At 71.5% G+C, this 25,715-nt stretch carries 22 protein-coding genes; 13 read left to right on the top strand and 9 right to left on the bottom strand.

Going from position 1 to position 25,715, the window contains the following annotated elements; genetic code table 11:
- The first annotated feature begins 24 nt into the window (after positions 1 to 24).
- Both OG623_RS25835 and OG623_RS25830 read left to right on the top strand, forming a co-directional pair.
- On the top strand, positions 25 to 1,044 hold the full coding sequence (locus OG623_RS25835; RefSeq protein WP_406149645.1) for an ATP-binding cassette domain-containing protein: 1,020 nt from the start codon (positions 25 to 27) through the stop codon (positions 1,042 to 1,044).
- On the top strand, positions 1,041 to 1,895 hold the full coding sequence (locus tag OG623_RS25830; protein WP_406149644.1) for an ABC transporter permease: 855 nt from the start codon (positions 1,041 to 1,043) through the stop codon (positions 1,893 to 1,895). Before OG623_RS25835 ends, OG623_RS25830 begins: the two co-directional genes overlap by 4 nt.
- Positions 1,896 to 1,936: 41 nt before the next feature.
- On the opposite strand, the gene OG623_RS25825 is transcribed toward OG623_RS25830, so the two are convergent.
- Genes OG623_RS25825 through OG623_RS25815 form a run of 3 tightly spaced genes read right to left on the bottom strand, consistent with a single transcriptional unit; the run spans position 1,937 to position 9,508 of the window.
- Positions 1,937 to 4,051, bottom strand: a complete 2,115-nt coding sequence (locus tag OG623_RS25825) for a WD40 repeat domain-containing serine/threonine protein kinase (RefSeq protein ID WP_406149643.1) — start codon at positions 4,049 to 4,051, stop codon at positions 1,937 to 1,939.
- Between the two features lie 56 nt (positions 4,052 to 4,107).
- Positions 4,108 to 6,090 (bottom strand): WD40 repeat domain-containing serine/threonine protein kinase, encoded by a 1,983-nt coding sequence (locus OG623_RS25820; RefSeq protein ID WP_406149642.1) that lies wholly within the window; start codon positions 6,088 to 6,090, stop codon positions 4,108 to 4,110.
- Between the two features lie 52 nt (positions 6,091 to 6,142).
- Positions 6,143 to 9,508, bottom strand: coding sequence for an AfsR/SARP family transcriptional regulator (locus tag OG623_RS25815; protein WP_406149640.1), 3,366 nt, complete (start codon positions 9,506 to 9,508; stop codon positions 6,143 to 6,145).
- Between the two features lie 122 nt (positions 9,509 to 9,630).
- Here OG623_RS25815 and OG623_RS25810 point away from each other — a divergent pair, with 122 nt between their 5' ends.
- Positions 9,631 to 10,446 carry a site-2 protease family protein gene (locus tag OG623_RS25810; RefSeq protein ID WP_406149638.1) on the top strand — a complete coding sequence of 272 codons (816 nt, stop codon included), beginning with the start codon at positions 9,631 to 9,633 and terminating at the stop codon, positions 10,444 to 10,446.
- A gap of 10 nt (positions 10,447 to 10,456) precedes the next feature.
- Here the strand turns inward: OG623_RS25810 and OG623_RS25805 are convergent, their stop codons facing one another.
- Positions 10,457 to 10,645: a hypothetical protein gene (locus tag OG623_RS25805; RefSeq protein ID WP_406149636.1), complete on the bottom strand. Its 189-nt coding sequence runs from the start codon at positions 10,643 to 10,645 to the stop codon at positions 10,457 to 10,459.
- An 80-nt stretch (positions 10,646 to 10,725) separates the two neighbouring features.
- Complete coding sequence (npdG, locus tag OG623_RS25800; RefSeq protein ID WP_406149634.1) at positions 10,726 to 11,436, bottom strand: NADPH-dependent F420 reductase; 711 nt, start codon at positions 11,434 to 11,436, stop codon at positions 10,726 to 10,728.
- Positions 11,437 to 11,593: 157 nt separating this feature from the next.
- Between npdG and OG623_RS25795 the strand changes: the two genes are divergently transcribed.
- The 4 genes from OG623_RS25795 (at position 11,594) to OG623_RS25780 (ending at position 15,711) form a co-directional block, all read left to right on the top strand.
- Positions 11,594 to 12,199: a hypothetical protein gene (locus OG623_RS25795; protein ID WP_406149632.1), complete on the top strand. Its 606-nt coding sequence runs from the start codon at positions 11,594 to 11,596 to the stop codon at positions 12,197 to 12,199.
- A gap of 50 nt (positions 12,200 to 12,249) precedes the next feature.
- A complete protein-coding gene (locus OG623_RS25790) occupies positions 12,250 to 12,813 on the top strand; it encodes a TetR/AcrR family transcriptional regulator (protein ID WP_406149631.1) in 564 nt (187 codons plus the stop codon).
- Positions 12,814 to 12,994: 181 nt separating this feature from the next.
- Positions 12,995 to 14,296 carry an MFS transporter gene (locus OG623_RS25785; RefSeq protein WP_406149629.1) on the top strand — a complete coding sequence of 434 codons (1,302 nt, stop codon included), beginning with the start codon at positions 12,995 to 12,997 and terminating at the stop codon, positions 14,294 to 14,296.
- 59 nt (positions 14,297 to 14,355) lie between these two features.
- On the top strand, positions 14,356 to 15,711 hold the full coding sequence (locus OG623_RS25780) for a carotenoid oxygenase family protein (RefSeq protein WP_406149628.1): 1,356 nt from the start codon (positions 14,356 to 14,358) through the stop codon (positions 15,709 to 15,711).
- Between the two features lie 9 nt (positions 15,712 to 15,720).
- Here the strand turns inward: OG623_RS25780 and OG623_RS25775 are convergent, their stop codons facing one another.
- On the bottom strand, positions 15,721 to 15,957 hold the full coding sequence (locus OG623_RS25775; RefSeq protein WP_406149627.1) for a hypothetical protein: 237 nt from the start codon (positions 15,955 to 15,957) through the stop codon (positions 15,721 to 15,723).
- A gap of 58 nt (positions 15,958 to 16,015) precedes the next feature.
- Here OG623_RS25775 and map point away from each other — a divergent pair, with 58 nt between their 5' ends.
- Together map and OG623_RS25765 are read left to right on the top strand one after the other, a co-directional pair.
- Positions 16,016 to 16,873: a type I methionyl aminopeptidase gene (gene map / locus OG623_RS25770; RefSeq protein ID WP_406149626.1), complete on the top strand. Its 858-nt coding sequence runs from the start codon at positions 16,016 to 16,018 to the stop codon at positions 16,871 to 16,873.
- Positions 16,874 to 17,037: 164 nt separating this feature from the next.
- Entirely contained in the window at positions 17,038 to 17,703 is a 666-nt protein-coding gene (locus tag OG623_RS25765; RefSeq protein WP_406149625.1) for a heme oxygenase (biliverdin-producing), read from the top strand.
- A 24-nt stretch (positions 17,704 to 17,727) separates the two neighbouring features.
- On the opposite strand, the gene OG623_RS25760 is transcribed toward OG623_RS25765, so the two are convergent.
- From OG623_RS25760 to OG623_RS25750, 3 genes are all read right to left on the bottom strand, one after another.
- Positions 17,728 to 18,399, bottom strand: a complete 672-nt coding sequence (locus OG623_RS25760) for a PhzF family phenazine biosynthesis protein (protein ID WP_406149624.1) — start codon at positions 18,397 to 18,399, stop codon at positions 17,728 to 17,730.
- 90 nt (positions 18,400 to 18,489) lie between these two features.
- Entirely contained in the window at positions 18,490 to 20,031 is a 1,542-nt protein-coding gene (locus OG623_RS25755) for an HtaA domain-containing protein (protein ID WP_406149622.1), read from the bottom strand.
- 41 nt (positions 20,032 to 20,072) lie between these two features.
- Positions 20,073 to 21,482: an HtaA domain-containing protein gene (locus tag OG623_RS25750; protein ID WP_406149621.1), complete on the bottom strand. Its 1,410-nt coding sequence runs from the start codon at positions 21,480 to 21,482 to the stop codon at positions 20,073 to 20,075.
- Between the two features lie 109 nt (positions 21,483 to 21,591).
- On the opposite strand from OG623_RS25750, the gene OG623_RS25745 reads away from it, so the two are divergent.
- The 4 genes from OG623_RS25745 to OG623_RS25730 all read left to right on the top strand — a co-directional run bounded on the left by OG623_RS25745 (position 21,592) and on the right by OG623_RS25730 (position 25,697).
- Complete coding sequence (locus OG623_RS25745) at positions 21,592 to 22,659, top strand: hemin ABC transporter substrate-binding protein (RefSeq protein WP_406149619.1); 1,068 nt, start codon at positions 21,592 to 21,594, stop codon at positions 22,657 to 22,659.
- Positions 22,656 to 23,792, top strand: coding sequence for a FecCD family ABC transporter permease (locus OG623_RS25740; RefSeq protein WP_406149618.1), 1,137 nt, complete (start codon positions 22,656 to 22,658; stop codon positions 23,790 to 23,792). The genes OG623_RS25745 and OG623_RS25740 overlap by 4 nt, the downstream gene beginning before the upstream one ends.
- A complete protein-coding gene (locus tag OG623_RS25735; RefSeq protein ID WP_406149616.1) occupies positions 23,789 to 24,628 on the top strand; it encodes a heme ABC transporter ATP-binding protein in 840 nt (279 codons plus the stop codon). The genes OG623_RS25740 and OG623_RS25735 overlap by 4 nt, the downstream gene beginning before the upstream one ends.
- 76 nt (positions 24,629 to 24,704) lie before the next feature.
- On the top strand, positions 24,705 to 25,697 hold the full coding sequence (locus OG623_RS25730) for a hypothetical protein (RefSeq protein ID WP_406149615.1): 993 nt from the start codon (positions 24,705 to 24,707) through the stop codon (positions 25,695 to 25,697).
- Positions 25,698 to 25,715 lie beyond the last annotated feature (18 nt).

Here is a 25,715-nt window from a genome sequence, read left to right as displayed (position 1 = left end):
GACTTGTCGGTGACGGCTGGTCTGATGGTGTCCATGACGCAAAACGACAAGAACCTCAAGGGCGGCAGGAACGCCGTCGAGGTACGGGGGCTGGTCAAGCACTACGGCGACACCAAGGCGCTGGACGGTGTGGACCTCGACGTACGCGAGGGCACCGTCCTCGGTGTGCTCGGGCCCAACGGCGCGGGCAAGACCACCCTCGTACGCTGCCTGTCCACCCTGATCCTGCCCGACGCCGGACACGCGGTCGTCGCCGGCTACGACGTGGTGAAGCAGCCCAGGCAGCTGCGCCGCACCATAGGCCTGACCGGCCAGTACGCCTCGGTCGACGAGAAGCTCTCCGGCTGGGAGAACCTCTACATGATCGGGCGTCTGCTCGACCTGCCGCGCAAGAAGGCGCGCTCCCGCGCCGACGAGCTGCTGGAGCGCTTCTCGCTCACCGGTGCGGCGAAGAAGGCCGCGATGGACTACTCCGGCGGCATGCGGCGCCGGCTCGACCTGGCGGCTTCCATGATCGGCAGCCCGTCCGTCCTGTATCTGGACGAGCCCACCACGGGGCTCGACCCCCGCACCCGTAACGAGGTCTGGGACGAGGTGCAGCGGATGGTCGCTGAGGGGGCGACCGTGCTGCTCACCACCCAGTACATGGAGGAGGCCGAGCAGCTGGCCAGTGAGCTGACCGTCATCGACCAGGGCAAAATCATCGCCCGTGGCGGTGTCGACGAGCTGAAGGCCAAGGTGGGCGGCCGCACCCTGCAGATCAGGCCGTCCGACCCGGCGCAGCTGGCCGCGATGGCGCAGGCGCTGCGGGAGGCCGGACTCGACGGCGTCGCGGGCGCCCAGGCGGTCCCGGACGAGGGACTGCTCTACGTACCGATCCTCAGCGACGAGCAGCTGACCGCCGTCATCGGGCTGCTCGGCACCCGGGGCTTCGCGCTGGCGCACGTCGCCACCGCGCTGCCCAGCCTGGACGAGGTCTTCCTCGCCATCACCGGCGGCAAGGCCACCCACACCGACACGATCCCCCAGGAGGTCGCGGCATGAGCACGACGACTCTGACGCCCACCCCCGCCGGAACGGCCCCTGGCACCCCCGTCAAGGTCCATGACGAGGGCGGGATCGGGTTCCGGAACAACCTGCGGCACATCGGGGCGCTGGTGCGGCGCAATCTGCTCCAGATCAAGAAGGATCCGGAGTCGATGTTCGACGCGCTCCTGATGCCGATCGTCTTCACGCTGCTGTTCGTGTACGTCTTCGGCGGCTCGGTCGGCAGCAGCATGGGCGGCAGCCGGCAGGACTATCTGAACTACCTGATCCCCGGTCTGATGGCGATGATGGGCATGAACATCGCCATGGCGGTCGGCACCGGCGTCAACGACGACTTCCGCAAGGGAGTCATGGACCGGTTCCGCACCATGCCGATCGCCCGCTCATCGGTGCTCATCGCGAAGATCGTGGTCGAGCTCGGCCGGATGATGATCGCGACGGTGATCCTCCTGGGCATGGGCTTCGCGCTCGGCATGGAGCTCCAGGAGTCCGTGCTCGGGCTTCTCGGGGCGGTCGCCCTGGCGGCCGCGTTCGGGGCCGCCGTCATGTGGATCTTCATCCTGCTCGGACTGAGCCTGAAGACCGCCCAGTCGGTCCAGGCGATGGGGATGATCGTGATGATGCCGCTCCAGTTCGGCTCCTCCATCTTCGCCCCGACGCAGACGATGCCCGGCTGGCTCCGGACGTTCACCGACTACAACCCGCTGTCGAACCTGGCCGACTCGGCCCGCGGTCTGATGATGGGCGGCCCGGTCGCCCACTCGGTCCTGGTGACGCTCGGCTGGGTCGTGGTCCTCACCGGAGTGATGGCACCCCTCGCGGTGTCCAGGTTCCGCAAGAAGTCCTGAACTGGTGCCGCGGCACTGGGGGGTGCCCGCGGCACCAGCACTCAGGTGGGCACCCGCCAGACGCGGACGGTGTCGTCCACGGAGGCGCTGTCGACCTGGGAGAGGCCCGCGGCGAGCGTCTTGCCGTCCCGGCTGAACACCACCGCCGCCACCTTGCCGCCGCAGTCGAGAGTGGCGGTGCTCTTTCCCGTGACCGTGTCCCACAGCCGGACGGTCCCGTCCTCGCTGCCGCTGGCCAGGGCGGAACCGCCCGGCTGGAACGCGAGCGAGACGACCGCGTCCTTGTGGCCCTCGAGAGTGACGATGTCCTGACGCGTGGCGACGTTCCAGAGGCGTACCGGGCCCTTCCTCTCCGCGATGGCGAGGACCTGGCTGTCCGGGCTGAACGTCGCGGTCTGCGCGGAGTTGAATTCGTCGTCGATGGTGGCCACGGCCTTGAGCGACGGAAACTCCCGCAGCTTCAGGGGGAACGCGGTAACCAGGAGCTCCGCGTCAGGACTGAAGGCCAACGGCCCGTAGAACTGGCCCTTTTGGATGCCGAGTCGCTTGCCGGAGTCGAGGTCCCACGTATACAGGCCTTCGGCCATGCTCCCGACCAGGGTCTTGCCGTCCGGGCTGAGGGCCAAGGTCTGCACGAAGCCCTCCTGTCCCTTTCCGCCAGGGGGGCCGTCGAACGTCATCACCACACGGCCGGAGGTCACGTCCCATATCTGGACCTTGTTCTTGTCCGCCCTGATGAGGCGTTTGAGGTCCGAGGTGAACATCGCGGGCTGGAGATAGCCGGGAACGCCGATGCGGGTACTTTTCCCCTGCGCGGTGGGCACTTCCCACTTCCGGATGGTGCCGTCGCCGCCCGCGGCGAGCAATGTCTTGGCGTCCTTCCCGAAGACGAGGGTCTGGACGGAGTCGGGGCCCTTGAGGGTGACGCCGTCCGCCGGAAGTCCCTCGGAAGGACCGGCGCCGGCGCCGGCGGAGCTGCCGGAGCCGGAAGCGGAGTCGTCGGAGCCGGCGGCGGAGTTGTCGGAGCCGCTGCCCCTCTCCCGCACGACGAGCACGGTCCCGACGCCCGCCACGGCCGTCGCGGCCGCCAGGCCGCCGATGAGGAGCCTGCGCCGGGACATCCCGCCCGGGCTGCTGTCGGGCGAGGGCGAAGGCGAAGGCGAGGGCGGGCTCGGAGGACGGGGTGGGTAGGCAGGCACATGGGTCGCGGTCGGCAGCATGTGCATCGGCTGCCTGGCGTCGGCCAGGTGCAGCGTCCCGTCCCGTCCGGGCGAGTCCCGCGCCTCCCCGGCATCGGCCTCCGGCCGTGTCCCCTCAGCGCCGGCGGCGGGCGCCGGAACGGCCGTGTCACCGGCGGGCAGACCCGCGAACCGGGTCAGGAGATCGGCGACGGAAGGGCGCCCTTCGGGGTCCTTGACCAGACAGGCGGTCAACACCCGCAGCAGTTCGCCGTCGAGGCCGTCGAGTACGGGCGGCTCGTTCAGGATCCGTGGAATGGCCTGCACAAGGCCCGGGGCGTCGAAGGGGCTCCGGCCGGTGGCGGCGAAGGCCAGGACGGAGCCGAGGGAGAAGACATCACTGGCCGGTCCGGCCCGGTCGGCGCTGATCTGTTCCGGCGACATGAAGGCGTAGGTCCCGACGACCGTGCCGACGGTGGTGAGCGCACTGGCGTCCAGAGCGAGGGCGATGCCGAAGTCGATGATGCGCGGCCCGTCTTCGGCGAGGATCACGTTGCCCGGCTTCAGGTCCCGGTGGACCAATCCGCAGCGGTGGATGGCGGCCAGCCCCTCCGCGAGTCCCGCACCCAGACGCAACACCGCCTCCGCGGCGAGTGGGCCCTGTTCGGCGACCGCCCGATGCAGGGTGAGGCCCGGTACGAACGCCGTGACCAGCCACGGCGACGCGGCTTGCGGGTCGGCGTCGACGACCTGGGCGGTGTGGAAGCCACCCACGCGCCGTGCCGCGTCCACCTCACGGGCGAACCGCTCCCTGAACTGCGGAGTGGCCGCCAGCTCCGGCCGGATGACCTTGACCGCGACTCTCCGGCCACCCGGGGACATACCGAGAAACACGTGCCCCATACCGCCCGCGCCCAGGCGGCCCTCGATCCGGTAGGGGCCGACCCACTGCGGGTCGCCGGGCTCCAACGCTTCCATGAGTACCGTCCGTCGAGGGGAGAAGAGCGTGCGTCACCGGGGAGGTCCGGTGCCCGCTAGGGAAACGCCCACAGCTGGATCGAGTCGACTGACCCGATGGATCCGAGTGCGGCAGCCAGTCTCGTGCCGTCCGGGCTGAACGCCAGCACCGAAATTCGGAGTACGGCGCCGTGCGAGTCGGGTGCGACCCCGGTCAGTGTGCCGATGACCCGCCCGGTGGAGGCGTCCCAGAGACTGACACTTTTCCCGAGGGTGCCCTCGGCGTCTTCGACGGGGTTGGCACCGGCGCCCGCGATCACCGCTTTCCCCGGGCGGTACGCCGCCGACGAGAGGTGGTCATGACGATCGGTGAGCGTGCTGGTGAGGCGGCCGGTGTCCAGGTCCCACAGCCGGATGCCGTTGCCGACGGCGGCGAGAACCTTGCCGTCCGGACTGAACATCACACCACCGTAGTTGTCCTCCCCGTCGACGGAGAAGGTCTTGACGAGGCGGCCGGTGCCGGTGGACCAGAGGCGTACCGCACTCCGGGTGTCCGCGGCCACGCTGGCCAGTGTCTTGCCGTCCGGGCTGAACGCCAGTCCCTTCAGGCTTCCGGTATGCCCTTCGAGGGTGGCGGTGGACTCGCCGGTGGCCGGCGTCACGAGCTCGATCCCCGATTCCTTGCCCGCGGCGAGCGTCTTGCCGTCCGGGCTGATCGCCAGGGCGGTGACGCCCTCGTACTCGCCGTCGCGGGAGAGGACGACCTCCTTCTGAGCGTGCGTGCGCACGTCCCAGCTCCGAAGGGTCCGGTCGAGGCTGCCCGTGTACAGCGTGCTGCCGTCCGGGCTGAAGACCAGGGCCAGGACATCGCTGTTATGGCCCTTGAGTGTGGCGACCGTACGGCCGGAGGCGACGTTCCACAGTCGCACCGTGGCGTCCGAGCTGCCGCTGGCGAGGGTCCGCCCGTCCGGGCTGAAGGCGAGACAGTTGACGACGGAACTGTGGCCGCTCAGTTGCCCGACCGGCTTGGTCACGTCACGGGCGGGGGACGACGTGGGAGCGGGCCCGCCCTTCGACGAGTCCTTCGCCTTGCTGTCCGGCCGGAGCAGGAAGGCGGGCACGGCGACCGCGGTGGCGGCGGCCGCGATCCCGCCCCACAGCACAGCGCGTCGACCGACCGGCGGGGTCGGGACCACGGCCGGGGCCGGGACCGGGACCGGGGCCACGGCCGGGACCGCGGCCGCGGCAGGTCCGGTGACCGAGACCTGGCGCAGGACGTCGGCGGCCGACGGGCGCAGCGCGGGGTCCTTGTGCAGACAGGCGGTGATCAGGGAATGCAGGCTGTCGCCGTCGACGAGGCCCGTGAGGCGGGGTGGTTCGCTGACGATCCGGTGGACTATCGCCGGGACGGTGGACGAGTCGAACGGGCCCCGGCCGGTGGCGGCGAAGGCCAGGACGGAGCCGAGGGAGAAGACATCGCTCGCGGGCGAGACGGGCGCGGAACCCATCTGCTCCGGCGAGGCGTAGGCGAAGGTCCCGACGATCTCACCCGCGCGGGTCATCGGCCCGGCGTCGGCGGCATGGGCGACGCCGAAGTCGATGATGCGCGGCCCGTCGTCGGCGAGGATCACGTTGCCCGGCTTCAGGTCCCTGTGGACCAGACCGCAGCGGTGAATGGCGGCCAGCCCCTCCGCGAGTCCCGCACCCAGACGCAACACCGCGTCCGCGGCGAGGGGGCCCTGGCCGGTGACGACCTGCTGGAGCGTGGGTCCTGGGATGTACTCGGTGACCAGCCACGGCGACGGGGCCTCCGGGTCGGCGTCCACGACCTGGGCGGTATGGAAGCCGCCCACGCGCCGCGCCGCGTCCACCTCACGGGCGAACCGCTCCCTGAACTGCGGAGCGGCCGCCAGCTCCGGCCGGATCAGCTTCACCGCGACCTTGCGTCCCGCGGGCGACGTACCGAGGAAGACCTGCCCCATCCCGCCCGCGCCCAGCCGCCCGTCCAGCCGGTACGGCCCGACCTGCGTGGGATCCGTAGGGCCGAGGCGCTCCACCATGCGCTACTCGCATCCGCCGGGAAACAAGGGTGAGTTCACGATCGAAAGTAAATCATGGTCCCGAGGAGGGCCCCTGAGGGCGAGCGGCCAAGCCATCCGTGTACGCGCGCAGCAGGGCGGTGGCCTCCTCCAGGGGGAGGTCACCGCCCTCGGCGTACGCGGCCTCGTAGGCGTCGGCCCCGAGGACATCGCGGGCCAGTTCCTCGGCCGCCGCGGTGTTGCTCCGTTCCATCGCCGTCGGCACATGGGCGTCCGGCAGCAACGCCCGTACCGCGCCCAGCAGGCGAGCCGCGAGGGCGGCCCTGGGCTCACCGCCGAGCCCGCCCAACGCCCGCGCCGCCGTGACCAGGTGGAGCAGCCGCATGTGGGGCGCCACCATCTGCGACAGATGGTCGTCGGACCGCTTCACCGCCTCCTGGATCCGGACCAGTGCGTCGGCGTACAGCCCGTCCTGGTTGTCCAGCCAGGCCTCGCCGCTCAGCAGGAACGCCTCGAAGAACATCCCGGGCGTCACCCCGTCCACGCGCATCACGGCGAGCTGCTCGCGAGCCTCGCCGGTACGGCCCGACATGCCCAGCCACAGAGCGAGGAAGAACCGGGCGAACGCCGTCCCCTCGTGCCCCGTGCCCCGCCCGTCGACGAGCACCTCCCGGAAGATCGCCTCGCCCTCGGCGCCACGGCCGAGCTCGGTGAGCGCGGCGGCGTAGCGGGTGCGCAGCACCAGGACCTGGGAGCGGGCGCCGAGCTTCTCCGCGTATCCGATCGCGGCCTGGTAGTCCTCGGCCGCACGGGTGTACGCGCCCTCCCTCTCGTTGGCCTCACCGCGTGAGGAGAGGGCCTCGGCCGTACCCCAGTCGTCGCCGAGGCGGCGGAAGATCTCCAGGCTCTCGTCGGCGTCCGCATGGGCCTCACCGGCCCAGTCGGACCGGTTGGCCAGCATGTTGGCACGTACCTGGAGGGCGGCTGCCAGCTCCCAGTCGAAGCCGAACTCCCGGCACGCGCGGACCCTCTCGTCCAGCAGTTCACGCAGGTTGTCCAGGGCGCCGGTGAACAGGACGGCGAAGAACCAGAGCGAACCCGGGCTGCGGCAGGTCTGCGGCTGGCCGGGCAGATAGGTGCCGGCGATGACACGCAGACGCGAGATGCCGGGCTCCGTCGCCCAGGACTCCGGCCCTTCGTCCCTGCTGGCCAGCTGGATGAGCGCCACCTCACGCCGCGCCTCCTGGAGCAGCTCGGGCCGCATGGGCGGCGGCGCGTCGATGCAGCGTTCGTGGAGGGAGGGTGCGAGGCGGGCGGGCCCGGCGAACGGGTCGGGACCCAGGGAGGCGGCGGCCTCGGCCCACTGCTGGGCGTCGCTGCGGAGATCACGCATCTGCCAGTACCAGGAGAGCGAGAGCACCACGCAGAGCGCCTCCTGCTCGTCGCGGGCGGCGACGGCGTGCCGTAGCGCGGTGCGCAGATTCTCGTACTCGCGCTGGATCACATCGAGGGCGGCGCGCTGTCCGGCGCCCCGGAGTTCGGGGTCGGTGGTGCGGGCCAGCTCCCGGAAGAACACCAGGTGCCGCCGTTCCGCGGCGTCCCGCTCGCCCGTCTCGTCGAGCCGCTCGCCGGCGTACTCGTCGACGGTCTCCAGGAGGCGGTAGCGCATCCGGCCGTCGGCGGCGGGTGCGGCGACGACGAGAGACTTGTCGACGAGCGAGCCCAGCAGGCCGGCCACGTCACGCGCGGCCCCCGGCCCGTCCGCGCAGACCGCCTCGGCGGCGGCGAGCGTACAGCCGCCGGAGAAGACCGACAGCCGTCGCAGGACGGTGCGTTCGTCCTCGTCCAGGAGATCCCAGGACCAGTCGACGACCGCCCGCAGGGTCTGCTGGCGCGGAAGCATGGTGCGGCTGCCGCTGCTCAGCAGCCGGAACCTGTCGTCGAGCCGGTCGGCGATCTGACGCGGGGTGAGCATGCGCAGCCGGGCGGCGGCGAGCTCGATCGCGAGCGGCAGTCCGTCCAGACGACGGCAGATCTCGGCGGTGGCCGCCGCGGTCTGCTCGTCCGCGTCGACCCGGAAGCCGGACAGCGCGGCAGCCCCGCGGTCGGCGAACAGGCGCAGCGCCATCGGGTCGGGCAGTGGGCCGACCGGGTGGACGAACTCGCCCGGTACGCCCAGGGGTTCACGGCTGGTCGCGAGGACGGTGAGCCCGGGGCAGCGGACCAGCAGATGGTCGGCGAGCGCGGCGGCCGCCTCGATGAGGTGCTCGCAGTTGTCCAGGAGGAGGATCATGCGGCGTCCCGAGCAGTGCTCGGTGAGCCGGGCGAGCGGTTCGCCCGAGCCCCGTTCCGCCGCCCGCAGCCCCTCGGCGCCCGCGCCGCGCAGCACGGTCTCACGACCGCCGAGCGCGGTGAGTACGGCCTCCGGCACCGCCTCGGGATCGTCGACGGGCGCGAGCTCGGCCAGCCAGACGCCGTCCGGCCAGCGGGCCGGGTCGGTGGACTCGGCCGCCTCCTGGGAGAGCCTGGTCTTGCCCGCGCCGCCGGGGCCGAGCAGGGTGACGAGCCGGGCCCGGGACAGATCGTCGCGCAGCTCCGCGATGTCCGATTCACGTCCGACGAAGCTGGTGAGCCTGGCCCGCAGGTTGCCCCGCCGCTCGGGCGGTGGGCCGGAAGCGGGGGCCGGGGCGGGAGCGGGGGCCGGGGCCGGGGCGGTCACGTCCTGGTGCAACAGCTCCTCGTGCAGGGCGCGCAGTACGGGCCCCGGGTCGGTCCCGAGCCGGTCGGCGAACAGGGTGCGCACCTCGTCGTACGCCGCGAGAGCCTGCGCGGTGCGCCCGGCGTCCCGCAGCGCCCTGATGCGCAGGGCCTGCAACGGCTCGTCCAGCGTGTGGTCGGCGCAGAGCGCGGTGAGCTCCGGCAGGGTCGTACCGGCCTCGCCCAGTGCGAGGGCGGCCTCGATCCTGGCCCTGCGGACGTCAAGCCGTCTGGCCTCCCAGCGGGCCGCCGCCACGGCGCGGTCCGGCAGGTCGGCGAGGGCGGGCCCGCGCCACAGGTCGAGCGCCTCGGCCAGGACGGCCGCCGCCTTCGCCGCGTCGCCTCCCTCGAGTGCCGTGACGCCCTCGCCCGCGAGCCGCTCGAAGCGGTGCAGGTCCACGGTGTCGGGCTCGGCGGCGAGCCGGTAGCCGTTGGCCGCCGACTCGACCGCGTCCCGGCCCAGCGCACGCCTGAGCCGCCCCACGAGGGCTTGCAGGGCGCCGGCCGCGTCGGCGGGCGGGTCGCCGTCCCACACCTCGTCGACGAGCACCCCGGCCGGGACCGTGCGGCCCGGGTGCAGGGCCAGCACGGTGAGCAGGGCGCGCAGCCGCGCCCCGCCGAGGGCGACGGGCGTGCCGTCGGGGCGGAGGGCGCGGGTCGTACCGAGGATGGCGTAGTGCACGCGCCCATTGTCCGTGACCGCCCGGCGTCCCGGGGAACTGCCACCCAGCTGTGACACGTTCTCGCCGTGCCACCCGTACGCTCGGGGCTCCACTCACCGCCCAGTCCTCAGGAGTGCCACCGATGACCACCGCGTTCCGTCGGCCCAGCGACCGGCGGGTCAGCCCCATCTTCCTCGGGATCGTCGCCGTCATGGCCGTCTCGGGCTGGGCGGTGTGGACGGGCTTCGCGGAGCGGACCGGCTTCGCGGTCTTCCTCTTCGTCACCGCGGCGTGGGTCGTCTCGCTCTGTCTCCATGAGTACGCGCACGCGCGCACCGCCCTGCACAGCGGGGACATCTCCATCGGGGCGAAGGGGTATCTGACGCTCAATCCGCTGAAGTACACCCATGCCCTGCTGAGCATCGTGCTGCCCGTGCTGTTCGTGATCATGGGCGGCATCGGGCTGCCCGGCGGGGCGGTCTACATCGAGCGGGGCCGTATCAGCGGGCGTTGGAAGCACAGCCTGATCTCGGCCGCCGGGCCCCTGACGAACGTGCTGTTCGCCGTCGTCTGCACGGCGCCGTTCTGGCTGGACGCGCTGGACGGGGTCCCGGTGTCCTTCAGGTTCGCGCTGGCGTTCCTGGCGCTGCTCCAGGTGACCGCGGCGATCCTGAACTTCCTGCCGGTCCCGGGGCTCGACGGCTACGGCGTGATCGAGCCGTGGCTCTCGTACCAGGTCAGGCGCCAGGTGGAGCCGTTCGCGCCCTTCGGGCTGATCGCGGTCTTCGCGCTCCTGTGGATCCCGGAGGTCAACGGTCTCTTCTTCGACGCGGTGGACGCCCTGCTGCGGGGCCTGGGGGTCAGCGAGGTCGAGACCTACTGCGGGCTGGACACCTACCGCTTCTGGCAGGAGTGGTTCGGCGACCAGGACCCGGGGTGCGCGCTGATTCGCCGGTGAGCCACGTCCGTCAGTGAGCTGCGGCCTGGGCCCGGTCCGCCTTCTGCTTGCGCAGGTAGAACCACGCCATGTTCGAGGAGAGGCCGGCCAGCAGGACCCATACGACGCCCAGCAGGATGCTGCCCTGGACGAAGGAGACCACGGCTGCGACGACGGCGAGTACGCAGACGACGAGGGCGTAGAGAGCGAGGCGGGGCATGAGGGCTGGTGCTCCTGTCCGGGGATGGTGCGCGGTCCCGTCCAGTGTCCCTCATGCCCGATTCGGCTCCTGTCAGGGGCTCACACGTCGGTGGTGCGCAGCCCCGCGTGTGCCTTGTAGCGGCGGTTGACGGAGATCAGGTTCGCCACGAGCGACTCGACCTGGTGCGCGTTGCGCAGCCGGCCGGCGAACACTCCGCGCATCCCCGGGATACGGCTCGCGAGCGCCTGCACCGTGTCGGTGTCGGCGCGCGCCTCGCCCAGGACCAGCACATCGGTGTCGATCTCCTCGATCGCCTGGTCCTGGAGGAGCACGGCCGACAGATGGTGGAAGGCGGCGGTGACCCGCGAGCCGGGCAGCAGGGCGGCGGCCTGCTCGGCGGCGCTGCCCTCGTCGGGCTTCAGGGCGTAGGCGCCCTTCTTGTCGAAGCCGAGCGGATTGACGCAGTCGACGACGAGCTTCCCGGTGAGCTCTTCGCGCAGCGATTCCAGCGTCCTGGCATGGCCGTCCCACGGCACGGCGACGATCACGACATCGCTGCGGCGCGCGCACTCCGCGTTGTCGGCGCCCTCGACACCGTGGCCCAGCTCGGCGGCGGCGGCCCCGGCGCGGTCGGCGGCGCGCGAGCCGATGATCACCTTCTGTCCGGCGCGGGCGAAGCGGTAGGCCAGGCCTCGGCCCTGGGGGCCGGTACCGCCGAGCACCCCGACGGTCAGGCCTGACACATCGGGCAGGTCCCAGGGGTCCTTGGCGGGGGGCTTGGGGGCGCTTCCGGTGTCATTCGTAGTCATGGCGCCGACCCTACTTCGCGGTTCCGAGCCCCGGACCTGCGTCGCTCTGGGATGTGCGTCACGCGGAACGGGACGTGGCGGCGCCACGCCTCCCCGTTCGGGTGGAATGCCGCGATCGGCCGGTCAGGGGACACGGCCCGGCGGCATGATGCGGGCCATGGATGCCGTACGTGTCGCATTGCTGCGTGAGGTGCTCGCCGGGACGGAGTGGCCCGCGGCGGCCCGGGAGTTCGCCCGGACCCTGCGGTCGTCGGTCGTGCCGCACGGCGGCGGGCTGCTGCTGGTGGGGACCGAGGCCTACGAGCCGTGGCACCTGGCCGCGCACCTGGTGGACGAGTCCACGTGGTCGGGTCTGCCGCAGCTGCGCCCCACGCTCGTACGCCATCGGGTGGAGCCGGACGACCCGGTGCACCTGGCCGTCGGTCTGGGCAGGATCGAGGCGGCCGGACGCGGCGAGACGCTGCTCGTGGTGGCACCGGAACACCCGGCCGACGGCCTGCTGGAGCGCGTCCACGACGCGCGCCGCGCGGGGGCGACGGTGCTGGCGCTGGACGGCGGCGGTGACCCGGAGGTGCGGGGCCTGGCCCATGAGGCGCTCACGGTCCGCGACGGCAACGAGGTCGACCTGGACACGGTCCAGCACCTGGTCAGCGCCGCGGCGGGAGAGAACTGCGCCCCCTCCCCCCGGGGCCGCAGGACGTTCCGCGACCGCCTCTCCCGCCTGGCCGACCAGCTGACGGCCCCACCACCGGCCCGCTGGTGAGCGGCGGCGGCACTTGACAGCGCCATGTGTGTGACTGTTCAATCACACACATGGAACGAAGCTTGTCGACCGCCGAGGACCGCCGGGCCGCCGTACTGGAGGCCGGGCTGGGCGTGTTCGCCCGGTCCGGATACCGGGGGACCCCGGTATCCGCGGTCGCCGCCGCAGCCGGGATCTCTCCCGCCTATGTCTTTCGGCTCTTCCCGGCCAAGGTCGATCTCTTCACCGCGACCCTGCACACCTGCTTCGCCAGGATCCTCAAGGCGTTGCGTGACAGCGTGGAGGAGTTGCCCGCGGCCGGCCCCGAAGAGGTCCTGGCCGCGATGGCGAACGCGTATGCGGCGCTGATCGCCGACCGGAAACTCCTCATGCTCCAGGTCCACGCACTGGCGGCGAGCGACGACACGGCCATCCGGGAGGCACTGCGTGGCGAGCAGGCGCGGCTCGCCGACTATGTGGCGGACCGTTCCAAGGCGCCACAGCCGCAGGTACAGGCGTTCTTCGCTCGCGGTCAGCTGTGTCACATGGTGGTGGCCCTCGACATCGAGTCCTCCCGCGAGCCATGGGCCTCGTATCTGACCGAGGGGCTGGTGCACACGCCGCCCGGACCCTGATGCCGGTCCGGGGCGGACCACCGGCACTACCCCGATTCCCCAGGCCCGTTCGCGGGCCCTTTCTTCGGAGTCAATAGTGACTGACCAATCACACACACAAATGGAGAAGCGTCCGCGCCCCCCTGGCGTCCCGCACCACCGACGGGCAGTCGGCCTCGTCGCGCTGGCTACGGCACAGTTCATGGTGATCCTGGACTCCTCGATCATCAATGTCGCCGTTCCGTCGATCCAGGACGGCCTGAGCCTCAATAACGCCCAGATGTCCTGGGTGGTCGACGGCTATCTGGTGGCCTTCGGCGGGCTGTTGCTGCTGGGCGGCCGCCTCGCTGACGTGTTGCGCCGACGGGCCGTGTTCCTGGCCGGCCTGGCCCTCTTCACCCTCGCGTCCGTGGTGTGCGCGCTGGCTCCCAGCGGTGCCGTGCTGATCGGAGCCCGAGTGGTCCAGGGGGCCGGTGGAGCCGTGATGGCGCCCGCGGCGCTGTCGATCGTCATGCTCCTGTTCCCCGGCCCGGCAGACCGTTCGCGGGCTCTGGGGCTGTGGGGCGGGGTGTCCGGCGCGGGTGGCATCGCCGGTGTGCTCCTCGGCGGGTTGCTGAGCCAGACGCTCGGCTGGCCCTGGGTCTTCCTGATCAACGTGCCGGTCGGCCTGCTGGTGGGTGCCCTCGTGCTGTATTCGATACGTCCCTTCCGTGCCGGGGGAGGCTCGTTCGACGCCGTCGGCGCCCTCGGCGTCACCGTGTCCATGGCCGCCTCCGCCTACGGTCTGGCCAACGGCGCGCACGCGGGCTGGAGCGACCCCGCCACCCTGACCGCGCTCGTGACGGGCGCCGTCGCGCTCGGAGCCTTCCTCGTCGCGGAGCGGCGCGTCGAACGTCCTCTGATCCCCTTGCGGGTGTTCCGGAACCGGCGGTTGGCCGTCGCGAGCGCGATGACCCTGCTCGTGGGCGCGGTGACGGTCGGGCTCTTCTTCTTCCTGCCGCAGTACCAGCAACTCGTGCTGGGCATGTCGCCGTTGACCACCAGTCTCGCCCAGCTGCCCATCGCGCTGGCCGTCACGGCCGGCAGCCTGCTGGCTCCCCGCCTGGCCACGGCCGTCGGTGTCCGCACCGCCCTGACCGCCGCGCTCGCCTCGCTCGCCCTGGGGCTCCTGTGGCTGGCACCGGCGAGTACGGGCGTCACGGCCGTCGGACTCCTCGGCCCCTTCCTGCTGACCGGTACGGGCATCGGCCTGAGCTTCGTCCACCTGACCACGCTTGCCGTCGGCGAAGCCGGGACGGGAGAAGCCGGTCTGGTCAGCGGAATGGTCAACGTCTCGCGCCAGATGGGCGGAGCGCTCGGTCTGGCAGCCCTGGCCGGCGTGTCCGCCTCCGCCACCGCAACGCCGGACTTCTCGGCGGTCTTCCTCACGACGGCCGCACTGACGGCCTTCGCGTTGCTGCTGTCACTGACCCGCCCGCCCGCACGCCGACCGGGCGCGCGGTGAGGGCGACACCCGCGACGGAACACCACCCCACCCGAATCCACCCGCACGGAGTTCACACCATGACGGCCAAGCCCTACCTGTCCGGTCACTACACCCCCGTTCCCGACGAGATCACCTCGACCAGCCTCGAGGTGACCGGCACCGTGCCTCCTGAGCTCTCGGGCCGGTATCTGCGCAACGGCCACAACCCCAAGCCCGGCATCACGCCCAGCCACTGGTTCAAGGGCTCCGGAATGCTCCACGGCGTACGCCTCACCGACGGCCGCGCCGAGTGGTACCGCAACCGCTGGGTCAGGACCCCTGCCCTGGACGGTGCCCCGCTCGTACGCCACGACGGTTCCATGGACCTGACGGCGAGCGTCGCCGGCACCCACATCATCGAGCACGGCGGCCACCTCCTGGCCCTGCAGGAGGCCAACCTTCCCTGGGAGGTGACGCCCGAGCTGGACACCGTGGGCCCGTACGACTTCCACGGCAGGCTCACCTCGGCGATGACCGCGCACCCCAAGGAAGACCCGCTCACCGGCGACCTGCACTTCTTCAGCTACTCGCCCTTCCCGCCGTACCTCACCTACTACGTGGCGACCCCGGGCGGCCACATCATCCGCGAGCAGGTCGTTCCCGGTGCGGCACCCACCCTGATGCACGACTTCGCGATCACCGGGACGAAGGCCGTGTTCCTCGACGCACCGGTCGTCTTCGACATGGCCGAGACCTCCGGCATTCCCTACCGCTGGCACGACGACCAGCCGGCCCGCATCGGCGTCATGGACCGGCTCGGTGACGCCGGCAGGCCCCCGCACATCACCTGGATCCCCATCGACCCGCGGGCCGTCCTCCACGTCACCAACGCCTACGACACCCCGGACGGCAAGGTGGTACTCGAAGGCCCCGCCTACGACCGTGCCTCCTGGGAGACCTCCTGGAAGTGGTGGATCGGCGCGCCGGGCCACCCTCTCGCCCCCGTCACCGGCGCCACCGCCACCCGGTGGGTGCTCGACCCCGTCACCGGGACAGCGGCCGAGGACGGACTGGACGATCTGACCACCGACTTCCCCACCATCAACGAGGCCTATACCGGGCTGCCTTCCACCATCAGTTACTCCGTCGCGTTCCCCGGAGCGGGTCTGGAGGAGTTCGCGATCACCAAGCTCGACACAGCCGCGGGCAAGCGGCTCGTACACCGGCCCGGACCCCACCGCCACGCCGGCGAAGCCGTATTCGTACCCGCCGCGGACGCCGTCGCCGAGGACGACGGTTATCTGCTGACCATCGTGAGCGACCTCAAGGCCGACGCCTCCCAGCTGCTCGTCCTGGACGCACGGGACCTCACATCCGTCGCCGAGATCCACCTGCCACGCCGCGTCCCGAACGGTATCCACGGCTCATGGATCCCCGACGGGACACGACCGTGATCAATACACCTAGTCCGGCGTCTCGTCGGTCGGCTCGTCCGAGCGGTCGTGCCACTTCGGGTCGTTCTCCCATTCGAGGTTCCGCTCACGCGCGGTGTCCATCGCGCGCTGTGCCTCCCCCTGGGTGGCGTACGGGCCGAAGCGGTCCTTGGCCGGGCACTCGGGGCCCTCCTCGACCGATCTGTGTTCCAGGCAGTAGTACCATTCGCCCGGTTTGCCCACCGTGCGCTTCTTGAACAGGGCCATCGCTGGATCCTTTCCTCGTTGCCATGGTGCCCCGGACACGCTGGTTAGACTCGCTGACATGTCTGGCCAGTCGCTTCTCGTACCAGGGGAGATCACTCCCGTCCGTTCCGTTCCCGGAAGGATCCGGCGCCCCGAGTACGTGGGCAAGCCCGCCCCCACGCCGTACACCGGGCCGGAGATCCAGGACTCCGACACCGTGGAGCGCATGCGGATCGCGGGCCGTATCGCGGCGCAGGCGATGGAGGAGGCGGCCAAGCTCATCGCCCCGGGGGTCACCACGGACGCACTCGACCGGGTCGCCCATGAGTTCATGGTGGACCACGGGGCGTACCCGTCGACCCTCGGCTACCGGGGCTTCCCGAAGTCGCTCTGCACCTCGCTCAACGAGGTCATCTGCCACGGCATCCCCGACTCCACCGTGCTGCGCGACGGCGACATCGTGAACCTCGACGTCACCGCGTACATCGGCGGGGTGCACGGCGACAACAACGCCACCTATCTCTGCGGCGACGTCGACGAGGAGTCGCGGCTCCTCGTGGAGCGCACCAGGGAGTCGCTGAACCGCGCCATCAAGGCGGTGCGGCCCGGCCGGCAGATCAATGTGATCGGGCGCGTCATCGAGTCGTACGCGAAGCGGTTCGGCTACGGGGTGGTGCGGGACTTCACCGGGCACGGGATCAATTCCTCGTTCCACTCCGGCCTGATCGTCCCGCACTACGACAGCCCGCAGGCGACGACCGTGATGCGGCCCGGGATGACGTTCACCATCGAGCCGATGCTGACCCTGGGCTCCCACGACTACGACATGTGGGACGACGGCTGGACCGTGGTGACGAAGGACAGGAAGCGGACCGCGCAGTTCGAGCACACACTGGTGGTGACGGACACCGGGGCGGACATCCTGACGCTTCCGTGAGGTCGGGTGCCGCGCTTTTTACCGACAGGCGGTCGGGAACCCGTTGACTTAGGCAAGCCTAAGTAGGAGGATCAGCGTATCGGTGCGCGGCGGCGTGTACAGCTGCTGCCGGTATGCAACCTTCTGTCCGGACTTCCCGTCCCCTCGGTCCCCGGAGGCCCGCCTTGGACTCGACCGCCACCACCACGCCTTTCTCGACTCTCATCCGCACTGCTTCGCACGAGCAGCACACGGAGGCGGAGTCATCCAGCTTCATGAGCGACATGCTCGGCGGACGGCTCGGGGTGGACGCGTACACGCGCTACACCGAGCAGCTGTGGTTCGTCTACCGCGCGCTGGAGGACGGCGCCCAGGCCCTGCGTGAGGACCCGGTCGCCGGGCCCTTCATCCAGCCGGAGCTGATGCGCACGGCCGAGCTGGAGCGCGACCTCGGCCATCTGCGGGGCGAGGGGTGGCGCGAGGGTCTCGAACCGCTGCCCGCCACCGCGGCCTACGCCGCACGGGTCGCCGAGTGCGCCCGCGAGTGGCCCGCCGGATACGTCGCGCACCACTACACGCGCTACCTCGGCGACCTCTCGGGCGGCCAGATCATCCGCGGTACGGCGGAGAAGACCTGGGGCTTCGCGCGCAAGGGTGACGGGGTGCGGTTCTACGTGTTCGAGCAGATCTCCAACCCGGCCGCCTTCAAGCGGGGGTACCGGGAGCTGCTGGACGCGGTGAACGCCGACGACCTGGAGAAGCAGCGGATCATCGACGAGTGCAAGCGCGCCTTCGCGCTGAACACCGCCGTCTTCCACGAGCTCGGCGAGGCCTTCCCGCTCAGCGCCTGAACCCCCGGAGACCGCGGCGCCTGATCACGACGCGGCCACCAGAAGGACGCGGCCCCCGACCTCCACCGTGCCATCGGGCGCGGGTGCGGTGAGGATCTGGGAGCCGCGTCCTTGTCTGATGTTCAGGGCCCGGCCCAGCTCGGCGCTGAGCAGCATGGCCGCCGCACCGGTCGCCTCGTCCTCGTCGATGCTGTCGTCGCGCCGTGGGAAGGCCCGCGCGCGTACGCGGCCGGCGGCCTCGTCCTCCCAGGCCCAGACGTAGAGCCGGCCCTCCCCGGGCGGTGCCTCCGTCAGCGCGTCGACCTCCGCGACCGAGGCGTACCGCTCCAGCGTCCTCGGCGGCGCCCACTCGGTGCGGGCCGTGATCCAGGTGAACTCACCGTCCTGGCGGACCGTCACATCCCCGACGGGTAGCTCCAGGACCTCCAGGTCGAGCAGCCAGGCCGCGCCGACGAGCGGATGCCCCGCGAACGGCAGCCGCAGCCCGGGGGTGCGGATGTCGACGGTGCCGCGCTCGGGGTCGTCCACGAACACCGTCTCGCTGAAGCCGAGTTTCCGTGCGAGCACCTGCCGGGACTCGTTGTCGGGATACCTGCGCCCGTCGCGCACGACGCCCAGCGCGTTGCCGTGGCGGCCGTCCGGGCCGCAGAACACACGCAGTACGTCGATGCCTTCGGGTACCTCGAAGTCGTTCACACCCGCATTCAAGCACCGCGCGGGGCCCCGGACGCCACAGGGCCGCACCGACGGGGTGCGCCGGTGCGGCCCTGGTGGTGCGGGCAGGGATCAGACGGTACGGCGACGGCGCGCCGCGATCACCACTCCGGCACCCGCCGCGACGACGACGCCGGAGGCGGCGACGAGCGCGCCGGTCGGGATGTCCGAGCCGGTGGAGGCGAGTGAGGCCGAGCCGCCCACGGAACCGGCGCCGCCCACGGAGCCGCTGCCTCCGGTGGTCGTACCGGTGCCACCGGTGGTGCCCGATCCTCCGGTGGTGCCGGATCCGCCGGTGACGCCCGGGAGTTCGGCGTCCTCGTCGAGGGCGACGGCGACGGTCAGGGCGTCGAGTTCGGTGCCCTTGGTGTACATGCCGCCGAACGCCTTGGTGCCGTCCTCGGTCAGGGTGGCGGGCACATCGGAGAGGGTCACCACGCCGTCCTTCGCGGCGAGTTCACCGCTGGGGAGCTTCAGGTCGGCGAGGGCGAGGTCCTTGTAGGTGGTGACCTCCTTGGTCTCGCGGTCCTTGCTGGTGACATCGGCGACCAGGGTGCCCGCGCCGTTCTTGACCTGGACCTCGAGGCCGGTGAGGGAGAGGTCGAGCGTGTAGGCGTCACCCTCCTTGTGACCGAGGAAGCGGACCTTGCCGCCGAACTCGGCGTCCAGGGACTGCTCGTCGGCGTCGAAGCTGCCCGTCGCGTCGGGGAAGCGGTAGCCCGCGTCCGACGCGGTGGCGCCGCCGGTCGTCTCGACCTTGCCGTTCGCGATGGGGCCGGTGACGTAGGAGCGGAAGGACTCCTTGACGCCCCAGTCCAGGGTGCCGTCGACGAGGTCGCCCTGCTCGACGGCCGGCGTGGTGGCCGAGGCGGAGGCGCTCGGGGACGCGGAGGCGGTGGGCTTGCCGGTCGGCGTGGCCGTCGGCTCCGTGGTGGGCTCGCCGGTCGGCTCCTGCGTCGGCTCGTCGGTGGGCTCCTCCGTGGGGGGCGTGACGGCCTTGACCGACAGGGTGGCCGGGTCCAGGACCTCGCCCTCGGTGTACATGCCGTTGAAGGCGGCGGAGCCGGCCTTCGTCAGCGTCGAGGGGATGTCCTTGAAGACCATCGCACCGTCGTCGCCCTGGCCGGGCTTGACGTCCGACAGGTCGAGCTCGGCGAGCGCGACGTCGTCCTGGGTGCCCTCCGGGGTCTTCAGGTCGACGGTGACGGCGCCCGAAGTGCCGCTCGTCGTGACCTTCACGTCGGAGATGGTGATGTCGAGGACCCCGCCGTGGGCGTTGAAGTTGACGCTGCCGTCGAAATCGGTGTCGGTGCCGTGCGTGGTCGTGTCGTACGTGCCCGTGCCGTTGCCGAAGGTGAAGATCCCGTTGCCGTCCGCCTGGGTGGCACCGTCCGTGGCGGTGATCGTGCCGGCGCCGCCGATGTATCTGCGGAAGGACTCCTTGAAGCCCCAGTCGAGCGTGCCGTCCGTCAGCTCCATGGTGGCGGCGGGCGCCGCGGCCTTGGCCGAGCCGGCGTTGTCTGCCGCGAGGGCGGGGAGGGCGAAGGTCGCGCCGAGGGCGGCCGCTGTGGCGACTGCTGCGGCGAGGGCTATGGGGCGGCGGTTGGCTGCCATGACAGTGACTCCTGGTGGATGTAAGTGAGATGAGAGGGATGTCAGGTGGTGTCGCGTGCCGTACGGCGGCGGCGCGCCGCGTACAGCACGCCGGCGGCGGCCGCGATCAGCACGACCCCGCCCCCGACGGCGAGAGAGGTACGGGAGGAGGAGTCCGCCGCGGCCGGCTGGGCGGCCGGGGTCGCTGCGGACGGCGTCGCGGACGCGGTGGACGGTGCGGCCTCGCTGCCCAGGTCGGGCAGCGCGGGCAGCTTCGCCTTCGCGTCGACGGCGACGGCGAGGGAGACCGGGTCCATCGCGGTGCCGGCCTTGTAGAGGGAGCCGAAGGCCTTGGCGCCGTCGGCGGTCAGGGTCGCGGGGACCTCGGTGAGGACGGCGAGCCCGTCCTTCGGGGTGAGGTCGTCCCCGGTGGCGAAGGTGACGAGCGGGACGGCCTTGTCGGTGGTGCCGCCGTCGGTGGTGACGTCCGCCAGGAGCGTGCCCTTGCCGGAGGCCACCCGCACGGCGAACCCGGCGAGTTCCAGGTCGAGGCCGCCCTTTCCGGTGAAGTGGACGCTGCCGGCGAAGGAGGCGTTCAGCTTCTGCTTCTTGGCGTCGTACGTGCCCTTGCCCTTCGGGAAGCGGAAGAGTGCCCCGCCGTCCTGGGCGCCGTCCGCGAGGGTCCATCCGCCCTGGCCGATGGAGCCGGTGACGTACTCGCGGAAGGTGCGGCGCACGCCCCAGTCCACGGCCGCGTCCTCGAAGCGGCCCGTGCTCTCCTTCTTCTTCGTCGCGGAGGGCGACGGTGAGGACGTGGGTGACTTCGACGGCTTCGCTGCCGCCGGTGCCTTCGTGTCGACGGAGAGGCTGACCGGGTCGAGCGCCGTCCCCGCCGTGTAGTAGCCGGCGAACGCGCCCGCACCCTGCGAGGTCAGCGTCGCCGGGACGTTGTCGAGGGCGATGGGCGTGGAGCCGCCCTTCATGTCGATGCCGGAGAGACCGAGGGTGGCCAGCGGCACCTGGGCGGTGGTGGTGACCTTGCCGCTGCCCCGCTCCTTGCTCACCATGTCGGCGTAGAGGGTTCCGCTGCCTCCGGAGATCCTGACCGTGGGGCGGCTGATGGTGAGGTCGAGTTCGTTGCTGCCGTCGGCCTGCTTGTGACCCACGAAGTGGACCCCGCCGGAGAATCCGGCCTGGAAGGCGCCGCTGTCCGGGTCGTAGGAGCCGGTGGCGGAGTGGAAGCGGAACTGGCTGCCGCCGACGGTCGCCGCGCCGCCGGTCAGGCTCCAACTTCCCTGGGCGATGGGCCCGGTGACATAACTCTGGAAGGACGACTTGATCCCCCAGTCCAGCCGGCCGCCCTGCACCGTGCGGCTCGCCGCCTGCGCGGCGGTGGCCGGGAGCAGGGCCCCGAGCAGCACCGCGAGAAGCGCGACGGCGAGCGCGCGGGCGGACGGGGACGACGACGGCATGGGTACCCCCCAGGGCTAGAAAGTCAGGTAAGGCTAACCTAATGTATCTACAGCAGTGCCGGAACCCCTCCGTCACATCACTCCCGTAACAGCCCAGGACGGTGCACCCGTGCGTTTGCCTCATCACTCCGACGCGGCCGGCCGAAGATCCGTGCGCCGGCCCAGGGGCCGGTTCGGCACCCTGGCCGCCGTGGTGGCACTCGCCGCCGTCCTCACCGGCTGCGGCGGTACGGGAGACGGGGCGGCGAAGCCCGCCGGTGCGGCAAAGGCCTCCGCCGCGGCCGATGTTGTCGAGCCCCTGGCCGGGAAGCCGGAGCCGCGGCTGCCCGTCACGGTGCACTCGGCGGACGGCAAGGACGTCACCGTCACCTCCACCGACCGGATCGTCCCCCTCACCGGGTCGCTCAGCGAGATCGCCTTCACCCTCGGCTTCGGCAACGAGGTGGTGGCCCGCGACATCACCGCCACCTTCGAACAGGCGAAGAAGCTCCCGGTCGTGACCCGCGCTCATGACGTCTCGGCCGAGAGCGTGCTGTCCCTGCATCCGACGGTCGTACTCGCGGACACCACGACGGGCCCCGCCGAGGCCATCTCCCAGATCCGTGACGCGGGCATCCCCCTGGTGGTCGTCGAGCCGGCCAAGGAACTCGCCGATGTGGGACGCCGGATCGACACCGTGGCCGCCGCGCTCGGCGTGAAGTCGGCGGGCGACGAGCTCAAGGCGCGTACCGAGTCGCGTATCGCCGCCGTGCAGAAGACGATCCCCGCCCGTGCCGAGGGAGACGCGCCGCGCGTCGCCTTCCTCTATCTGCGCGGCTCGGCCTCCGTCTATCTGCTGGGCGGCCGGGAGTCCGGCGCGAGTTCGCTGCTCGAAGCGGCGGGCGCGGTCGACGCGGGCAAGGCCTCCGGGCTGAAGAAGGACTTCACCGCCATCACCAGCGAGGCGCTCGCCGAGGCCGCACCGGACGCGATCCTCGTCATGACCAAGGGCCTGGACTCGGTGGGCGGCGTCGACGGCCTGGTCAAGATCCCGGGCGTCGGGGAGACACCGGCGGGGATGGACCGCAGGATCGTCTCGATCGACGACGGGGTTCTGCTGAACTACGGGCCGCGCACCGACCGGGTGCTGGCCGAACTGGTGGAGCAGCTCTACCCGGAAGGCGGGAAGAGCGAGTGACGGCCACCCCCTACGACGGCTCGGCCACCAAGACCGCCGAGGAAACCGAGCCCGCCGAGGACACCGAGCCCGCCGAGGAAGCCGAGCCCGCCGCCGCCCCGGCGCGGCGTGGCAAGGCGTTCGTCCTCACCGTGTCGCTGGCCGCCGCGCTGGTCGCCGGCTGTCTGCTCTCCGCCGGTCTCGGCGCGTACAGCATTCCGCTCGGCGACGTCCTCTCCTCCGCCCAGCACCGTCTCGGTCTCGGCGGGCAGGCGCTCGACCGGGTCGGCGAGAGCGTCCTGTGGAACGTACGGCTGCCCAGGGTGGTCCTCGCGCTGCTCGTCGGGTCGTCGCTGGGCTGCGCGGGCGCGCTGATGCAGGGCGTGTTCGGCAATCCGCTGGCCGAGCCCGGTGTCATCGGGATCTCCTCGGGTGCGGCGGTCGGGGCGGTCGCCTCGATCGCGCTCGGGCTGAACTTCTTCGGCAACTGGACGATCACCATCTGCGCGTTCGTCACCGGTCTCGCCACGGTCCTGCTGGTGTACGTGCTCTCGCGGTCCGGAGGACGGACGGAGGTGGTGACGCTGATCCTGACCGGTATCGCCGTCAACGCCTTCGCCGGCGCCCTGATCGGCCTGTTCATCTTCTTCGCCGACAACGCGCAGATCACCCAGATCACGTTCTGGCAGCTCGGTTCGCTGTCCCAGGCGACCTGGCCGAAGGTGCTCGCCGTGCTGCCGTGCGCGGTACTCGGACTGCTCGTCGCCCCCTTCTACGCCAGGAAGCTGGATCTGCTGGCGCTCGGCGAGCGGCCCGCCCGGCACCTGGGGGTCGATGTCGAGCGGCTGCGGATCGTGCTCGTCCTCGTCGTGGCGCTGCTGACGGCGGCGGCGGTCGCCGTCGCCGGGATCATCTCCTTCGTGGGGCTGCTCGTCCCGCATCTGCTGCGGATGGCGAACGGCCCCGGACACCGCTTCCTCCTGCCGGGCAGTGCGCTCGGCGGTGCGCTGGTGCTGGTGGCGGGCGATCTCGCCGCGCGCACCGTCGCCGATCCCGCCGAGCTCCCGCTCGGTGTGCTGACCGCGCTCTTCGGCAGCCCGTTCTTCTTCTGGCTGCTGCGCAGGACCCGTCGTAGGCAAGGTGGTTGGGCGTGAACCCGTTCAAGGCGCTTCTCTCGGCCCGTGGCCGGGAGCTGCCCGCCCCGGTGCCGGCCGGCTCCCCCGCCGCCGAAGTGACCGGCGTAGGCGTCCGGCTGGGCCGGCGGCAGGTCCTGGACTCCGTGGAGCTGACCATCCGGGCCGGCGAGGTGCTGGCCCTCGTCGGACCGAACGGGGCGGGCAAGTCGACGCTGCTTGCGGCGCTCGCCGCCGATCTGCCCGTGGACAGCGGTGAGGTACGCATCGACGGCCGGCCGGCCGACGCATGGTCGGCCCCCGAACTGGCGCTGCGCCGCGCCGTTCTGCCGCAGTCCGCGGCGCTGGCCTTCCCCTTCCCTGTCGAGGACGTCGTACGGATGGGACGGGCGCCCTGGGCGGGCACCGCCCGCGAGGACGACGACGAGACGGCGGTCGCCGACGCGATGGCCGCGACGGAGGTGACGGAGTTCGCCGCCCGCCCGTTCTCCGCGCTGTCCGGCGGCGAGCGCGCCCGGGTCGCGCTGGCCCGGGTGCTGGCGCAGCGCGCCCCACTGCTGCTCCTGGACGAGCCGACGGCCGCGCTGGACCTGCGCCATCAGGAACTGGTGCTGCGGATCTGCCGTGCGCGGGCCGCGGCCGGTGACGCGGTGGTGGTGGTGCTGCACGACCTGGGTCTCGCGGCGGCGTACGCGGACCGGGCCGTGGTGCTGCACGGCGGCCGGATCGCCGTGGCCGGACCGCCCGCCGATGTGTTCACGGACACCCTGCTCGGCGAGGTGTACCGGCAGCCGGTCGAGGTGTTCCCGCACCCGAGGACCGGGGTGCCGCTCGTCGTACCGAACCGGGCTTCCTGATCCGTGGCCGGCGCCGGCCCGGTAGGGTTCAGGCGGTCAGTGCGGACGACGGATCAGAAGGCGCAGAAGACAACGGATGAGAAGGCTGGGTCGACTGGCGGCGGGGCTCGCGACGACGACGGTACTGGTCGTCACCGCGAGCGGCTGCGTGACGGTGCACGGTGAACTGGAAGTCGTGCCGGCGGCGACGAGGTCCGAGGCCGCGAAGGCCCTGGAGGAGTTCACCGTCGCGTACAACAAGGCGGACAAGGCGTACGATCCGGCGCTCGACAAGGACCAGGTGACCGGTTCGCTCGGCGCGATCAACCAGGCCGGTCTGGTGGCGCGGCACAAGATCAGCCCGGACGGCAACGCGCAGCACAAGCCGCTGGAGCTGAGCGACGCCTCCTACCTCATTCCCAGGAAGGCGGGCTGGCCGCGCTGGTTCGTCGCGGACACCGACTCCAACCGCGACCGGGACGGAGGCAAGGACGACACCCGCTGGCTGCTGGGATTCGTACGCACCGGGCCCGACGCACCGTGGAAGGTCTCGTATCTGGCGGTGGCATCCCCGTCCGAGATCCCCGAGTTCAGCAGGGACGCCGACGGCTATGTGCGGCCGGTGCCCTCGAAGGACACGGACGCGGCCCTGGCCACCCCGCCCGCCGAACTGAGCACCACGTACACGAGCTACCTCACCGACGGTGCGCCCGACGTCTTCGCCCCCGGGTCGATGACCTCTGGCTGGCGGGAGGCGCGGAAGACCACCCGCAGGGCGGGCTACTCCTACCAGTACGTCGACCAGGCGCTGGATTCCGGGACGTACGCGCCGCTGGGTCTGGCGACGGAGGACGGCGGGGCGCTGGTCTTCTTCAGCAGCAAGCACTTCGAGCGGCAGACGGCCGCCGAGGGACTGCGTCCGACGGTCACCGCGGACGTGGAGGCGCTGCTGACCGGCGAGGTGAAGAGCACCCTCACCAAGGAGCGGGTCTCCAGCCAGCTGGTCCACATACCCGAGAAGGGGGCCGAGGACGACAAGGTGCGCGTGCTGAACCGGCTGCCGGGGCTGGTCGCGGCGCAGGGGTCCTGACGGCCGGCGGCTCGCGGG

This window comes from Streptomyces sp. NBC_01012, assembly GCF_045162755.1.
Classification (GTDB): Bacteria; Actinomycetota; Actinomycetes; order Streptomycetales; family Streptomycetaceae; genus Streptomyces.
Note: the sequence above shows the minus strand (reverse complement) of the source record. Positions and strands in the feature narration are given on the sequence as shown.

What these genes read in the sequence shown, in the direction of transcription:
- OG623_RS25825 (WP_406149643.1), bottom strand. Translation starts at nt 4,051, where the DNA reads ATGGAAGCGTTGGAGCCCGGCGACCCGCAGTGGGTCGGCCCCTACCGG.
- OG623_RS25780 (WP_406149628.1), top strand. Translation starts at nt 14,356, where the DNA reads ATGACGGCCAAGCCCTACCTGTCCGGTCACTACACCCCCGTTCCCGAC.
- OG623_RS25785 (WP_406149629.1), top strand. Translation starts at nt 12,995, where the DNA reads ATGGTGATCCTGGACTCCTCGATCATCAATGTCGCCGTTCCGTCGATC.
- OG623_RS25805 (WP_406149636.1), bottom strand. Translation starts at nt 10,645, where the DNA reads ATGCCCCGCCTCGCTCTCTACGCCCTCGTCGTCTGCGTACTCGCCGTC.
- npdG (WP_406149634.1), bottom strand. Translation starts at nt 11,436, where the DNA reads ATGACTACGAATGACACCGGAAGCGCCCCCAAGCCCCCCGCCAAGGAC.
- OG623_RS25790 (WP_406149631.1), top strand. Translation starts at nt 12,250, where the DNA reads ATGGAACGAAGCTTGTCGACCGCCGAGGACCGCCGGGCCGCCGTACTG.
- OG623_RS25730 (WP_406149615.1), top strand. Translation starts at nt 24,705, where the DNA reads ATGAGAAGGCTGGGTCGACTGGCGGCGGGGCTCGCGACGACGACGGTA.
- map (WP_406149626.1), top strand. Translation starts at nt 16,016, where the DNA reads ATGTCTGGCCAGTCGCTTCTCGTACCAGGGGAGATCACTCCCGTCCGT.
- OG623_RS25795 (WP_406149632.1), top strand. Translation starts at nt 11,594, where the DNA reads ATGGATGCCGTACGTGTCGCATTGCTGCGTGAGGTGCTCGCCGGGACG.
- OG623_RS25750 (WP_406149621.1), bottom strand. Translation starts at nt 21,482, where the DNA reads ATGCCGTCGTCGTCCCCGTCCGCCCGCGCGCTCGCCGTCGCGCTTCTC.
- OG623_RS25830 (WP_406149644.1), top strand. Translation starts at nt 1,041, where the DNA reads ATGAGCACGACGACTCTGACGCCCACCCCCGCCGGAACGGCCCCTGGC.
- OG623_RS25835 (WP_406149645.1), top strand. Translation starts at nt 25, where the DNA reads ATGGTGTCCATGACGCAAAACGACAAGAACCTCAAGGGCGGCAGGAAC.
- OG623_RS25755 (WP_406149622.1), bottom strand. Translation starts at nt 20,031, where the DNA reads ATGGCAGCCAACCGCCGCCCCATAGCCCTCGCCGCAGCAGTCGCCACA.
- OG623_RS25810 (WP_406149638.1), top strand. Translation starts at nt 9,631, where the DNA reads ATGACCACCGCGTTCCGTCGGCCCAGCGACCGGCGGGTCAGCCCCATC.
- OG623_RS25775 (WP_406149627.1), bottom strand. Translation starts at nt 15,957, where the DNA reads ATGGCCCTGTTCAAGAAGCGCACGGTGGGCAAACCGGGCGAATGGTAC.
- OG623_RS25820 (WP_406149642.1), bottom strand. Translation starts at nt 6,090, where the DNA reads ATGGTGGAGCGCCTCGGCCCTACGGATCCCACGCAGGTCGGGCCGTAC.